8 protein-coding genes are annotated in these 15,501 nt (G+C 45.9%); 7 read left to right on the top strand and 1 reads right to left on the bottom strand.

The window, feature by feature from the left end; genetic code table 11:
* The first annotated feature begins 260 nt into the window (after positions 1-260).
* The 7 genes from DSL64_RS13160 (at position 261) to DSL64_RS13130 (ending at position 11,078) form a co-directional block, all read left to right on the top strand.
* On the top strand, positions 261-3,317 hold the full coding sequence (locus DSL64_RS13160; RefSeq protein WP_115831373.1) for a SusC/RagA family TonB-linked outer membrane protein: 3,057 nt from the start codon (positions 261-263) through the stop codon (positions 3,315-3,317).
* An 11-nt stretch (positions 3,318-3,328) separates the two neighbouring features.
* Positions 3,329-4,660: a RagB/SusD family nutrient uptake outer membrane protein gene (locus tag DSL64_RS13155; protein ID WP_115831372.1), complete on the top strand. Its 1,332-nt coding sequence runs from the start codon at positions 3,329-3,331 to the stop codon at positions 4,658-4,660.
* A 19-nt stretch (positions 4,661-4,679) separates the two neighbouring features.
* A complete protein-coding gene (locus tag DSL64_RS13150; protein ID WP_115831371.1) occupies positions 4,680-6,053 on the top strand; it encodes a DoxX family protein in 1,374 nt (457 codons plus the stop codon).
* A gap of 25 nt (positions 6,054-6,078) precedes the next feature.
* Positions 6,079-7,749 carry a hypothetical protein gene (locus DSL64_RS13145; RefSeq protein WP_115831370.1) on the top strand — a complete coding sequence of 557 codons (1,671 nt, stop codon included), beginning with the start codon at positions 6,079-6,081 and terminating at the stop codon, positions 7,747-7,749.
* Entirely contained in the window at positions 7,730-8,332 is a 603-nt protein-coding gene (locus tag DSL64_RS13140) for a c-type cytochrome (protein WP_115831369.1), read from the top strand. The genes DSL64_RS13145 and DSL64_RS13140 overlap by 20 nt, the downstream gene beginning before the upstream one ends.
* Positions 8,333-8,343: 11 nt before the next feature.
* Complete coding sequence (soxC, locus tag DSL64_RS13135; RefSeq protein WP_115831368.1) at positions 8,344-9,576, top strand: sulfite dehydrogenase; 1,233 nt, start codon at positions 8,344-8,346, stop codon at positions 9,574-9,576.
* A gap of 77 nt (positions 9,577-9,653) precedes the next feature.
* Positions 9,654-11,078, top strand: a complete 1,425-nt coding sequence (locus DSL64_RS13130) for a phytoene desaturase family protein (protein WP_115831367.1) — start codon at positions 9,654-9,656, stop codon at positions 11,076-11,078.
* Positions 11,079-11,194: 116 nt separating this feature from the next.
* On the opposite strand, the gene DSL64_RS13125 is transcribed toward DSL64_RS13130, so the two are convergent.
* Entirely contained in the window at positions 11,195-15,457 is a 4,263-nt protein-coding gene (locus DSL64_RS13125) for a T9SS type A sorting domain-containing protein (protein WP_158547915.1), read from the bottom strand.
* Between the last annotated feature and the right edge of the window lie 44 nt (positions 15,458-15,501).

Raw genomic sequence — 15,501 nt, 5'->3', positions numbered from 1 at the left:
AAATGATATTTGTCATTTTGATTTTAATAACTTTACTTTGTCTATTAGTTAAGTAGAGTTAAAAATGTTATAAAAACTGAACCCCTGATGAAGTTACTTATCCCCATGAATTGTTGTCTTCGCTGTTGTTGCTGATTTGTCCTGTCCCGGCAACTTAAAATCCCGTAGTAAAGAAACCGCTCTGCCGGTTACCGATCTGGAACATCGGTAGGACAGAGCGGAAGTTGATCTAATCGTCCAAAATTAAATCTGACAAATGTATGCATTTTACTCCTAAGGAGTCAATATCCGTTGTGCGGATACTGACCCCCGTCAAGATTATTCTAACCTCACTATTTATTTTTTTTCTTACAGTAGCCAATAGTGCATTTGCGGAGGTAATTTCTGTGAAAGGAAAAGTTTCAGACAATGCCGGAGAAGGTATCCCGGGCGTAAGTATTGTGGTGAAGGGAACTTCCCGCGGTACACTCACCAATGAATCAGGCAATTATGAAATTAATGTAGACCAGCCCGGTGCAGTGCTGGTCGTTTCTTATGTTGGCTATGTAACCCGGGAGGTGAAAGTAGGTATTCAATCTACTCTGGATATTAAACTATCAGCGGATCAGCATCAGCTTAGCGAAGTAGTGGTTGTAGGATATGGAACGCAGGAAAGAAAAAATCTGATCGGCTCTATTGCGAAGGTGGATCCGACTGATGTTAAAAGCATTCCGGTTGGTAGTTTCGATGCCCAGCTACAGGGAAAAGTGCCCGGCGTGCAGATTACATCCAACACAGGTGTACCCGGGGAGACGGTCACCGTCAGGGTGCGTGGGGCGACATCTATCAATGCAGATAATGATCCATTGTATGTGGTTGATGGCGTGTTTATCAATAGCAACAGCTTGCAAACGGTCGGTACCGGAGGTAAGGCAACTTCCCCGATTGCAGATATCAATCCTGCAGACATCGAAAGTCTTGAAATACTGAAAGATGCCGAAGCAACGGCATTGTACGGATCCCGTGGAGCCAATGGTGTTATTCTGATTACGACTAAAAGAGGTAAGTTCAATCAGAAGGCGAGAGTGAACCTGAACGTATCACACGGGATAGCGAAAGCTGCGAAATTGTGGGAACTGACAACAGGACCTGAACATGCGCAGCTGGTGAATGAATGGTGGATTAACACAGGTAAGGACACGCCATCATTGAACAGAACTGAAGCAAACCGGCCATTTCGTCCGGTCTCTGAAGGCGGGCGCGGCTTACCTTCGGAGCAGCAAACCTACGATAGGCTAAATCAGGTTTTCAGAACAGCCAGTTTGAAAAACTATGATCTTTCTGTAGCAGGCGGAACAGCTACAACCAAATATTACCTTGGTGCAGGCTACAGCGGCCAGGAGTCGATTCTAAGGCCTATAGATTTCAACCGTGCCAGTTTGAAATTCAATCTGGATCAGAAAATATCTGATAAAGTGCAGGTTGGTATCAGCAATACTTTTTCGAGAACTTTCAGAAACCAGGCCAGAGCCGGAGACGGACCAGCAGGTGGACTTTTGCAGGCAGCATTGCACACTCCTACCTATTTATCTCCATACAATGAAAACGGCGAGCTTGTAGGGCGTGCGGGTTTTGATAACGTGGATCTGCTGCTTCAGCATTATGATGTGAAAGCAGTAAGTTTGAGGTATATCGGGAATTTGTACGCTGAAGCGGATCTGCTTCCAAACCTGAAGCTGAGATCAAGCTGGTCGTTGGACTTTAATAACTATGATGAAAATGAGTACTGGAATACATTCCTGATATCAGGTAGTCCGAATGGTCTGGCGACAGCAGCCAATACACAGGCTACAACATGGATCAACGAACAGACACTTTCTTATCGCAAGAAATTCGGCACAAGGCATACCCTGGGTGTTCTGATCGGTAATACGATTCAAAGTAATATTATCACCGGTACCTCTTCTACCGGCAGGGGGTTTGCCAATAACGCGTTCACACTGGTTTCTTCGGCAGCTACCACAACCGGATCTTCATCCTGGTCAAAGAATAATTTGTCTTCGTTCTTTTCAAGAATTGACTACAATTATGCCGGACGTTATCTGATTGATTTCAGTATCCGTGCAGATGGTTCTTCGAGCTTCGGGGCTGACAATCGCTGGGGTTACTTTCCTTCGGTTGGAGGTGCATGGCGCGTAAAGCAGGAGAATTTCCTGAAAGACGTCAGCTTTTTGAGCGACCTTAAGATCAGGGCAAGCTACGGTGTTACCGGTAACCAAAACGGATTGGGGAGCTTTGCAGCACTCGGTCTTTGGAGTGGCGGTTCATCTTACCAGGGTGGTGCAGGTATCGCGCCTCAGCAGCTTGGGAACCCCAATCTGAAATGGGAGAGAACCAACCAGTTTAACATTGGAACCGACATATCGTTCTTCAATGAGCGGCTTGGTCTGGAGTTTAACGTTTACAGCAAAAATACAAGCAACGGTCTGCTTTCATTGGCTTTGCCGGGAACAACCGGGTTTGCCACCTACCGAAGCAATGCTGCCGAGATCAGCAATAAAGGTTTTGAGCTGGCGATTCATTCGGTCAATTTTCAGGGAAAAGATTTTACCTGGAATACCAGCTTTAATATCTCTCAAAACAAAAACAAGATTGAGCGTCTGGAAAACCCGCTTGAATATGGAAGCCGCAGCCTGATTCTTCAGCAGCAGGGTAATCCGCTTTATTCATTCTGGGTATACAAACAATTATATGTAGATCCTCAAACCGGAAATACAGTCTATGAAGATGTAAATGGCGATGGCAGAATCACGATTGCTGACCGTCAGATTGTGGGTAGTATCTGGCCTAAGTTCTTCGGAGGATTGACCAACAATTTCACCTACAAAGGTTTCGATGTGAATGCTTTCCTTGCTTTTTCATATGGCAATAAAGTATATAACCACAACAAGTTCTTCGGCGAAGGAGGTGGAGCAAGAGATGCAGCAAGGATTATTTTTGCAAGTAATAACGACCGCTGGCAGCAGCCGGGCGATATCACTGATGTGCCCCGTCCCGATGGAGTGAATGTAAATAACTACCGCGACGGTGGTAGCCGTTGGCTGGAAGATGGCTCATTTTTAAGACTTCGCTCGCTGACGATAGGCTATACGGTGCCGGTAAGAAAAATCACTGCGCTACGATTGTATGTAACAGGAGCTAATCTTTTCACACTCACCAAGTACACTGGGCTCGATCCCGAATCTAGTTCAAGCAGCGGACAGAATGAGCAAGGAATAGACTTGGGTACGCCGCCTCAGCCACGCAGTGTTCAGGTTGGTATAAACATCACTTTGTAATCGAATTTTGCATGAAAGCATTCAAATATTTTCTAGCCACAGCCCTGACATTTTCTCTGGCATCCTGCGGGAATTTTCTGGAGGTGGAACCAAGAGCATCTATCTCTGACCAGCAGACCATTGTCGACAAAGTTTCCTCTGAAACCGCCATACGCGGAGCTTATGACTCCTTCAGAAGTTATTACAGCGTTAATTTGCAGTCGATCGGGTATTTGTCTGGAGATAATATCCAGTGGACAGGCTCCCAATCTCAGGTGCAGGAGTTTATTAATCACAGTGTCAATGCTGAGAACTCTACGATCGCCAGTGTCTGGAGTGGTATTTACACGACATTGAACCGGATCAACCACGTTATCGACAAGGTTCCTACAGTATCTGATCCGCTGCTGACAGATGCTCTGAAAAATCAGATTATCGGCGAAGCCTATTTTCTGCGTTCTCTTGCCTATTTTGATCTTGCACGTATATGGGGTGGAGTTCCGATTATTACCAAACCTACACTCTCTCCCCAGGACAACCGCGGTATAGCGCGGGCAAGCCAGGCTGAAGTGTACGCGCAGGTGATTGCCGATTTGGAGCAGGCTGAAACATTACTTCCTTCTACTACAGACCGCTTCAGAGCAACGAGAAAAACAGTGTGGGCGCTGAAAGCAAGGTACTATCTCTATCAGAACAATTATGTAAAAGCAGCGGAGTTTGCAGATAAAGTAATTGCCGATGCGGGTTATAAACTTGTGAAGCCTTACAATGCGTTTTTTGCCAATGATGCCAGAGGTACGGAGGAATCTGTATTTGAGATTTTTTATAGCATCAACGAAACCAATGCACACCGCGGACAATGGCAGCCCCAACAAAACGGAGGGACGCGCCAGTGGGCACCAAATGACGCATTTGTAGCTTTGGTAAATAATCCGGCTATCGGTGGAACGAGAAGCGCGCTGGTGGCAAAAGACAATCAAAATCGCTGGTACGGGAATCTGTATTACCGTAGCCCTGCCACTGACCCGACTTTCGTAATCCGCATTGCAGAGCTGTATCTGATTCGTGCTGAGGCACGTGCCAATACGGGCAACACTACCGGAGCCATATCCGATCTGAACGCGGTTCGCGAGCGTTCGGGAATTGCCAGTGTAACGCCATCAGGCAAAGATGCCATTCTATTGGCCATTGAAAATGAACGCCGCATTGAGTTTGCTTTGGAACCTCACCGATGGTTCGATCTGGTAAGAACGGGGCGCGCTGCCGCTGTTCTGAACATTTCTGATCCCAACAAGCTTTTGCTCCCGATTCCTGCTGAGCAGCTGCTGGCTGATAAAGCTTTGAAACAAAACCCTGGCTACTGAACCACATAACAATATAGCTATGTCAACTACAATTGATCAGAAAGTTCGGGACACCCGCTCTGCCACACTGGCAGAGGCCGGCTCCTGGACGGCGCTTGAAAAAGCGTCTTTTAGAATAGCTTTTATCTATTTTGTTATTCAGTCTGTTCCCTTGGACTGGAAATACTACAGAGACTTGTTTAAGATTAACTGGCTGAACCCCGGTTACGGGGATATTTTCCGTTTGGCCAGGTATTCTCCACGCTTTTTCGACGGGTCTGATACTTTTGCCAACTGGTTGGTCGTGCTGGTAATTGCAGTCGCAGGTGGTATCTTTTGGGGAACCCGCGACAAAGAAAGTCAGGAATACAACAAGCTTTATTATTGGCTAAGAGTGATTGTTCGCTACCGGCTGGCTGTCGGGCTGATCGCTTACGGATTTATCAAGTTTTTTCCGTTGCAGTCACCTTTTCCGTCTATCAGTAATCTTAATACGGCATACGGAGATTTGTCGGCATGGAAACTGTTTGCACTTAGCCTTGGTGTGGTGCCCGACTACCAGTCTTTTCTGGGCGCGGTGGAAATTCTGGGCGGCTTGCTTTTGCTTCACAGAAGAACGACAACTATTGCTACGCTGATTATCATTCCGTTTACAGGCAATGTTTTTATTTCCAATCTGGCTTACGAAGGTGGCGAGTATGTTTATAGTTTTTATCTGATCGTGCTGGCTTTGTTTCTTTTTGCTTTCGATGCCAAAAGACTCTACAGCGTGCTTTCTCTGGAACAGCCAACACTCCCTAACCGTTTTAATCCCATATTCACCACCGAATGGCAGAAATATGGCCGACTTGTTTTGAAAGCAGGCTTTATATTCATTTTTGTTTTCCTCTACGGAGTGAAGACTTACGCAGGTTACCGCCAGAGTCCTTACCATTATCCGCAAAAACCAGGGATTGAAAATACAGCTGGTCTATATAATGTAAGAGAATTTTCTATAAACGGTCAGCAGTTGCCCTACTCGCCGCTGGATTCGGTAAGATGGAAAGATGTGGTATTCGAAAAATGGGCAACCATCAGTGTACGTTCCGGTGCTCCTGAAAAAATAGATCAGGCGTTGGAGGAACAGATTCACGCTGAAGACGAGAAACGTAATTTTGAGCAGGCAGGGGCAGGTGGCCGACACTATTATTCCTACACATTTGATCAAGCTGGCCGGAAGTTGACGCTTACCAATAAGGTTGCTCCTTCTGATCAACTGATTTTGAACCTCAGCCGCCCCGATTCCTCGACCATTCTTCTGTCTGGCGTTAATGCAAAACGTGATTCAATTCATGTGGTTTTGGACAAAGTGCAGAAAAAATATCTGTTCGAAGAAGTTAAAAAGGTAGGACGCAGAGGAGAATTCAAGCTTTAATAGTCACGATATCATTTTCAATAATATGTCAACTATCAACATCAATCAAGGAGCGGGTGTTCTGGAAACACCACCCGGACAGATCGCATCTGATAATAGCCATTCTGTAGCAAACGGGCGCGTATGGTCTGAGTTTGAAAAAATAGCTTTTCGTATAGCTTTTTTGTTTTTCATCAGCATGTCGCTTCCGAATAGTCCGGAGTGGTATAAAAATCTCTTTGAACTTTATTGGGCGCATCTGCATTACCGCGATCTGTACGATGTGGCGCGCTTTGGAAGCGGCCTGGACTGGTTCGGGAGAACCATTTTTGGAAGTCCTCTTAACGGTTATGCTACGTGGATCATCACATTTCTGGTTTCTATTGCCGGCGGACTGGTGTGGACGGGCATTGCAAAGCTTAAAAAGCCTGAAGTAGCACAGTACAACCTGCTTTACTATTGGCTTCGTGTGGTGGTCAGATACCGTGCGGGGATCGGTATCATCGGTTTTGGTTTTACCAAATTATTGCCCACTCAAATGCCTTACCCATCTCTTGGTTTGCTGAATACCAATTTCGGAGATTTCACTTTACAGAAAATCTACTGGCTTTCGATAGGGATCGTTCCCTGGTATCAGGTTTTTGCCGGTGTAGTGGAGCTGGCGGCAGGGATCTTGCTGTTTTTCAGAGGTACTACCACATTAGGGGCTATTCTGCTTTTGGGCGCGTTGGGCGACATCGTGTATGTAAACTTTGCCTATGATGGCGGTGTACATGTGTACAGTTCGTACTTTGTTTTGCTGGCTGCATTTCTATTGCTGAAAGATATTCCTGCTTTGTACAAACTTTTGGTATTGGAAAAATTTACTGTTCCGTACAAATTCTATCCATCCTTTCCCAAAGCCTGGCAGCGTTACGTGCGTTATGGATTGAAGGCTGGTGTGATCGGTTTGTTTGTATTCTTTCTTTTCTATCTTCAGTACATCAACTTCAGATATGATCCTTACAAACAACCGGCAACCGCAGGTGTAAAGTCGCTTCGGGGAAATTACGAAGTAGCAGAGTTTAAGATCAACAATCAGGAAATAGCTTATTCGCCTACAGATACGCTTCGCTGGCAATGGGCCACTTTTGAAAACTGGACCACGCTCACATTTAAAGTCAATAAACCTACAGCACTTGATCTTTCCAATGGCGGAGGCTCTCCGATGCGCGATGTGGAGCGGACTTTTGAACTTACCGGTACCGGTGGGGGCCAACGCGTTTTTCATTATTATGCTGATACGATCCAACATGTGCTCTATCTGCGTGACAAATATAACCGTGGCGGGTATCGCGATGGCATTGGAGCGGGTCCTCAGGGACAGAGCCAGGGAACAGGACAGCGTGATACAGCGGTTCGTAAAGGCGAAGGTGGTCCAAAAGAGAAAAACCAAGATAACAACTGGATCAGCAAAGAGGCATGGGCGAATATAGGAGATGAGAACCGTATGATCGACCCGAGAGGAGCTTCAACCCGCCGTGATCGTGAATTCGCTGGCAAAGCGCGGAAAGACAAACGTAACAAGCTGACATTAAGCTATACAACCACAGATGGTTCTCAGGTGATTCTGAAAGGAATAAACGAAAAGAAAGATTCTCTTTATGTGGTTTTGAACCGTGTAGAAAGACCTTATTTATTGTCAAAAAGTACTTTGAATGCTGGTAAATACGATTAAGCCGTTTCTGCTCGCAGCAGCGTCAGCGACATTTCTGGCTACCGTTCCTCATACTGATCCCGGAACTGTGTCATTTGAAACAAGGCGGACTGATACCTTACACTATCCGGAACGTTTTGGGTTTGGAAAACCTGTATCTGCTGAAAAGATTGCAGCCATTGATATAGATGTCCGTCCCGACGGAAAAGGGCTTCCGGCCGGTAAAGGCAATGCGGTAATTGGCAAGCAAATTTATGCTGTTAAATGCAGTGCTTGTCACGGAGCATCCGGTACTGAGGGACCTAATGACAGGCTAGTGCTGGGCGATACCACTTCTGCAAAAAACAGAAGAGTAAAAACAATTGGCAATTACTGGCCCTATGCAACTACCGTATTTGATTATGTGCGCAGAGCCATGCCATTTAACCAGCCCGGCTCATTAACTGATGAAGAGGTGTACAGTCTCACGGCTTATTTGCTACATGCCAATGGCCTGATCAGCGAAAAGACTGAGTTGAATGCCAGTACACTTCCGAAAATAGTGATGCCGGCAAAGAAGTATTTTGTGCCTGACGACAGGGAAGATGGTCCGGTAGTTAAGTAATTTTTATCGAAATGGATATCGGGAAAGATAAGCCGTTAAGCGGACGAATCAGCAGAAGAAAACTATTAGGTGGTGCGGCTACAGCTGCAGTAGTATTAGTACAAACAGCGACTGGAAAAGCGTTTCAGGCGGGAGTGTCGGTGGCGGAGCTGGACGACCCAACAAAGATTCCGGGCGTGCTACCCGGAACCGTAGGTACACGTTCGTCATTTGAGCAGCCTGTAAAAAAGCCGTCGCCTACGTCATCACGGACACCCTTGCAGGATTTGTATGGTACGCTGACACCCTCGGACCTGCATTATGAAAGACATCACGGAGGTGTGCCCGCGATTGATCCTGCCAAATTTGAATTAGTAATTCATGGTATGGTAGAAAGGCCTATGGTTTTTACTTTGGCAGATCTGAAACGTTTCCCTTCGGTATCGCGGCTTGCTTTTCTGGAATGTTCTGGTAACTATCGGGGCGCGAATGATGGTAAAATTACACCTCAGGATATTTGTGGTCTTACCAGCCAGAGCGAATGGACCGGCGTAGCGCTATCGACCCTATTCCGTGAAGTCGGGGTCAGCGAGAAAGCTACATGGTTTCTGGCTGAAGGTGGCGATGCTGCTGTGATGACGCGCAGCGTCCCTATGAGCAAGGGCTGGAAAGATGCCATTATAGCCTATGCGCAAAATGGCGAGGCCGTCAGACCGGAACAGGGTTATCCGGCACGTTTGTTTCTGCCGGGATGGGAAGGAAATACCAGTATTAAGTGGATACGCCGCATAGAGATCTCTGATCAGCCGTTTATGACCCGGGAAGAAACTTCCAAGTACACAGAACAGGTAGGGCCGGCCAAAATCCGGCAATTCAGTTTCACGATGGATGCGCGCTCGATCATTACCTATCCGTCTTATCCGGCAAGAGTAGAAAAGGGCTGGATCGAAATCCGAGGGATAGCCTGGAGCGGCAGAGGGAAAATCAGCAGGGTAGAGGTAAGTACGGACGCCGGCAAATCGTGGCATCTAGCAGCTTTGCAGGAACCAGTTCTGGATAAGTCGCTCACTGCCTTTCGCTACTTATGGCAATGGAATGGCGGGCCAACTGAGATTATGAGCAGAGCTGTGGATGAGACAGGTTATGTTCAGCCATTTTATAAACAGCTGTTGGCTGCACGCGGAGGAAATATGGGTTATCATTTCAATCCGGTTACGGCCTGGTATTTGCAGAGCGACGGGCAGGTACTTTTCCGTTCCACTTGATTTTGCGTTGTTTTAGAGCAATCCCCGGTACATATTTGTAAGAAGACAAGATTCTAGTTAATCCTAATATTTTCAGCGTGGCAAATCAGCAGTATGATGCAATCGTGATAGGTTCAGGTCCAAATGGTCTGGCGGCGGCAATCACATTACGCAGGCAAGGCCTTTCAGTGCTGCTGATAGAAGGCAAAGAAAAAATTGGTGGTGGTATGCGCTCTCAGGAGCTAACACTGCCTGGTTTTGTGCATGATATCTGTTCTGCGGTACATCCGATGGCGACCATGTCCCCGTTTTTTACGGATTTACCATTGAAGGATTTCGGGCTTCAAATGGTGAATCCCACATTGGCTGCAGCGCACCCTTTCGATGGTGGTGGAGCAGCGGTACTGCAACATTCAATTTATGAGACTGCGCAAGGTCTGGGTGTTGACAAAGAGACTTATCTTCGGTTAATGGAACAGACAGTTCTGGATTTGCCCAAACTGCTTCCTGATCTTTTAGGACCCTTCCCTTTTCCGACTCACCCGTTGGCACTGGCTTCATTCGGGCTTAAAGCACTTACCTCGTCAAGCTGGCTGGCTGGCCGCTTCAAAACCAAAGAAGCCAGAGGTATGTGGGCTGGTATGGCAGCGCATGGCATTCAGCCTTTGACCAACATCAGTACTTCTGCCATAGGTTTGATGCTGATGGCGGCAGCGCATGTAGGAAACTGGCCTATTCCGAAGGGAGGATCTCAGTCAATCGCCGATGCACTCGTAGCCTATTATCTATCCATTGGAGGACAACTCGAAACGGGCCATTTTGTGAAATCTTTGCAGGAGCTTCCGTCTGCCAGAGCCGTATTGCTGGATGTTACCCCGAAACAGCTTATAAGTATTGCAGGTGATAAACTCAGTCCGTCTTACCGAAGCCGGCTTGAAAAGTACCGCTATGGAATGGGTGTATTTAAAGTAGACTGGGCGCTGAGTGAACCAATTCCATTTACTAACGCGGATTGCCGAAAGGCAGGTACTGTGCATCTGGGTAATACGTTTGAAGAAATCGCGGCAGCGGAACAGCTGACCTCAGAGGGGAAACATCAGCAAAAGCCCTTCGTTCTGCTGGCTCAGCCCAGCGTATTTGATGCAACCCGTGCTCCGCAAGGTAAGCATACAGCCTGGGGTTACTGTCATGTTCCCAATGGGTCTATAGAAAACCAGACCGCTGCGATTGAAAACCAGATAGAAAGGTTCGCACCCGGTTTTAAAGATACCATTGTGCATCGTCATACCATGAATGCGATGCAAATGCAGGAATATAATCCTAACTATATAGGCGGAGACATTAATGGCGGAATTCAGGATATCTGGCAGCTCTATAGCCGGCCTGTGTTAAGCCTGTCGCCATACCGGACATCTGCAAAAGGCATTTATATCTGTTCTTCTTCAACTCCTCCCGGAGGCGGCGTACATGGTATGTGCGGATATCATGCTGCACAGAGGGCGATAAAGGATTTGTTCAGTTGAAACTTCCGCTGCTTTGTCCTCAGTGTTGGTGGAAGATGGAACAGCAGAAAGCCGATACGAAGTACATGCCCTGCATTACCGAAATGTCCTATGGGTTCTTATTCTGTTTCGGGGAATCATTGCTTGATAACCTTTAAAACAGTACTGGCATTTTTCTCTTCAATATTTATTAAATAGATGCCTGGCGAAAGAGCTCTTAAATCTACTTCTTCATCTTTTCCTGTTGCTTGTTTTGTCTGAAGTGTAATGCCTCTCAAATCTGACAGCTTGATTTTGCGCGATGCAGCGGACGCAAATTTAAGAATCACCTTGTCGCTGGATGGGTTGGGGCCAAAAGTAACCATGGGACGAACCGGTGAGGGCTCTGCTGTTAAAACAGAAACCGTAATACTCGCCGGACTTTTAACCGTACCCGCTCCGCAATCATTGTAAACATTCACAAGTGTATAGGTTTGGCCTGGTGATGCCTGTGTCAAATAAACGGAATCAACAGCATTTGAGCTATATCTGGTTTGAATAATACTGCTATTCCCTGATGACAATCCGTATCGCCAGGGACCTCCACCTTCAAGCAAAACGATCACGAGAGGGTTATCAATTCCATTGTAAAGCGCGGATTCGGAGGCGAAATGAGCAGATGACTTGTTAGAAACTACAAAAGGATATGCATATGCACTGCTGGCAGTTCCGGGATCTGAAGCCACTATGCGCAGACGGTAATGCTTTCCTGCAGACAAGTCACTTGGAATCAGAGCCCGTAAAGGCGACTGCGTGCCGTTTGTCACAAGGGATCTGAAATTTTTCCCGGTTGTATCAGACAACTGTATTGTCATGGCGTTATTTGCTGTAAATGCTCCCCTGGCAGTAAATTGGACAAACAGGGAGTCGCCTGTACAAAGCCCCATTGAATTAGAAGAAAAACCATTAACAACGATTGTTTTGGTACTCTCCGGATTAACCTCCACTGTAACAACACCCGATACCTTGCCAGCTCCACAGCTGTTGGATACAGAAGAAAGTGTATAGGTTGTTGTCACAGCGGGCCTTACTTCAATATATGAAAAACCAGATCCTCCTCCTACAAAACTGCCTGTGCTACCATTGGAAAGTACATAGCTAACCGTTTCCGCAATCGCGCTGTTACTCCTGACAGCAAGTTGGGTTCGCTCACCATTGTTGATAGTTGTATTTCCCGTCAGAGTGACTTCCACAGGACGTGTCAGTGCTATATATATTAGGGTTGAAAGCTTAGTGTTCCGGACTGTGCAGTTGATCTGATAATGACTGCCTGTGAGATTTACGGGTATCTTCAGTTCTATTTTACCTTGTCTGATTTTTGTACTATCCAACAATATGCTTTTCGAAGTTGCAGGATCAAAGAGCTCGAAGCGGATGTAGTCATCAGAAAGGTCAACGTCACCGACCAGTTCATAATTAAGAACGAAATTGTTCCCTTTGCAGGCAGTTTGCTCATATGTCGATACATTGAGTGCAGCGTTGACTTTAACCGCCACTGACCCTGATACAGGACCGTAACCACACATATTGTAAACAGTTTTTAACTCAAAATTCCGCCCCGTCTTCACCAAAGCTTTTCTTATGTCAGGATTCAGGTTTGTGGTCTGGCTGCTATTGTCTTCAAAAACGGCAGTCCATGGACTGGAGCCTGTAAAGTCTAACTTCAGATCAACAGAGGTATTATTTTCTGTTGAAATTGGCTGAGGAAGAGGACTGGAAATGGTAGCTCCCGGCAATACAACAACATAAAAGTTAACCACATTAGACTCTGCACCACTGGAAGAGATCACCTTCATTTTATAGTCACCCGCGGATAGGTCTGATGGTAATTTTGTGTTGAATATGCCTGAGCTTTCCACAGAAGCAATAGTTTGATAATTGATCTCATCTTTTTTGGAAATCTGTAAGGAAAATGATGATGAACCAAGAGTGCCATTTTCAATACCGAATGGAATACTGATTTGGCTTCCACTACAAAATATATCTCTGGATGTAACAAAACCTGGTAATTGGATCTTAAATGGAACGACCTTCACGTAGGTGGAAACAGAGCCATATTGTGTTCCGCAACTGTTAGTAATTGATTGTAATGTATACTTAGTTGTTTTGCCAACCGGTGGAGTAATTTTAAAACCCAGGTTATCGGGGTTCTCAAACTGAGCGGATTTTTCAGTGAGATCTTCTAAATAGGTTATGGAGGTAACATTTCCTCCGGATGCACCGAAATACAACATGGGGTCGGAAGATTCCAGCATCAGAACAGGCTCTTTTTCTGAGCCTTCCCTGGAGACGGTAAATTTTTTCAATGGTGTGTTCACCTTAATCTGGCGCGTCTCGCTAGTAAAAAAAGGGTTGACCGAAACCACTTTAAATGAAACAGGATGGGGGTACTCCTCCATGCCGGCTGGTAGTTTTACTTTGTAGGTACCACCCGAGCGAACAGTTTTCAAAGTGGTGAAATTACAACAGTTGATAGCCACCTGTATATGAAAGAAATTTTCCTGAGTGAAGTTTCCAGGAGCGGAAAAAGTAACTTCAATACTGTCGCTATAGCATACCACCGGCGTTAAGGGCTCCAGATAAAGCCCTGGTGCTGAGTCGCTGGTGAGTGTGATACGGGTCGGGGGAATGTTTTCTGTCTTAAAACAGGAATTACTAATTGATTTTATCTTGAACTCTTTCGTTTTATCCAGATAAATTTCAGGCCTCCACCAGTCATTTTGAACTGTAGTAATGTTACCTTTTTCATCTTCAATTTTGAAGGGCCATTTTCCGTAAATATTAAATGATAAGGGAACAAGTTGTGGTTCATCGTACACATATTTATTATATTCCGACGGGACCATAGATGGCTTGCTCTGAATCAGATAATTGCCATATTGGGAAGATCGATGGGACGGATTATTGCTGGAAACATAAAAGCCATTCAGACCATCATAAGACATGGAAGGATCTGTACCGGCAGGTAATTCCGGAATCACGAATTCAAGGTACTCTCCGTTTCTGCTTGCAGGAAAATTATATTGTTTAGAAGGGCCATAGTAGGCGTGGACGGTATAGGAAGTGTTAGGTCCATAACTTCCACTGGCTTTGATCCGAATTTTGGAGGTACTTCCTGCACAGTATATCTGAAGATTTTGCTCCCGCATCATGGCGATGCCATCAAGTACCCGAACCGTCATCACTTTAGGGGCAGCAAGGTTTGTAATACCACACCCTGTTGAGAAAGATTTGATAGTATAGGCGGTTGTCTTGTCAGGTTGTTTATTGAGATATACCTCTCCTGTATACGATGCTGATATGACAGAACCATCGCTAAGTTCTGCAGAGAAAGGTGGCACTCCTTTAAAGATGACGCCAACGCGGGTTTCATCTCCCACGTTGATTATCGGATCAGGTGTATAGAAATCAACTGCTGGTTTAGGGTAAACAGTCACGATATAAGTGCCGGGAGAGCCCACTATTTGCTGATCGTCTGCAAGTATCATTACCTGGAAACTGGTTTGAGTGTTCAATTTCAGGTTTTCGGGAAAGTGTGTTATGATCCTGCCATTTTTTAGTTCAGCTGGTGCTTCAGCTACGAATGGATTCTCTGGCCGAAACCGATTGGGAACGGATCGGAAGCGGACTCTGTATTTCCCGTTTTCCGGTAGTACGCGCCCGACGAGTGAATACGAGATACTGACCTGGCTCCCCTCACAGATACTCGCGGCGTTTGTCGAAGTGGTTTGAATAGAAATCGGATTGGCAACAGGCTTAATTTGACCGCTTGTGAGCATTGCGCCACAATCGTTCGTGGCCGTTTTAATATAGAACGGTTCGTTGGTGTGTGCCTTAATTTGATGGAAACTTATGTAGTCGGAGGGGGAGTAAGATGTGAGCTCAAAAGATGAGCCATCGTTAAGCGTAACATCCACCTCTGTGCTGCTTCTGGTAATGAATTTGATCGGTAACTCTTCACCGAGGTTAATCGTATCTGATATTGCCGGGCTAAGCTGTATGCGTCCTTTGGTATGAATCGTAGTGTTGCTCCATGTACTTTCAGTGCTGGGAGATGAAGCAACAATTCTGAATTCTACCGATGAATAAAGCGACAGGGTCGAATCCCGGAAGGTAACTTCCATGTTCTCACTCTGCAAAGTTGCCGGCAGCGTAGCCAGGATTGGCGAGGTGGCTGTCTCTCTTATCTGAATCGTAAACTTGTTGTCTGGCGCAAAGTTTCCCGAAAGAGTCACAGGTATTTTATGTACGTTGCCCAGGCAGGCAGATTTAAAGGCATACCCGACAGTGATTGTGTTTTGGGCTTTTGCAACAAGCGGAATTACAATCAGTAGCAGAAGCAGACGAATAGTGAGTTTCATTATATAAAAGTTCATGAAGGAGAGGTACTTATGTTAGCTGTGAA

Origin of the sequence: Dyadobacter luteus (assembly GCF_003383615.1) — a bacterium.
Lineage (GTDB): Bacteria > Bacteroidota > Bacteroidia > Cytophagales > Spirosomataceae > Dyadobacter > Dyadobacter luteus.
This window is presented reverse-complemented; position numbering and strand designations above follow the sequence as displayed.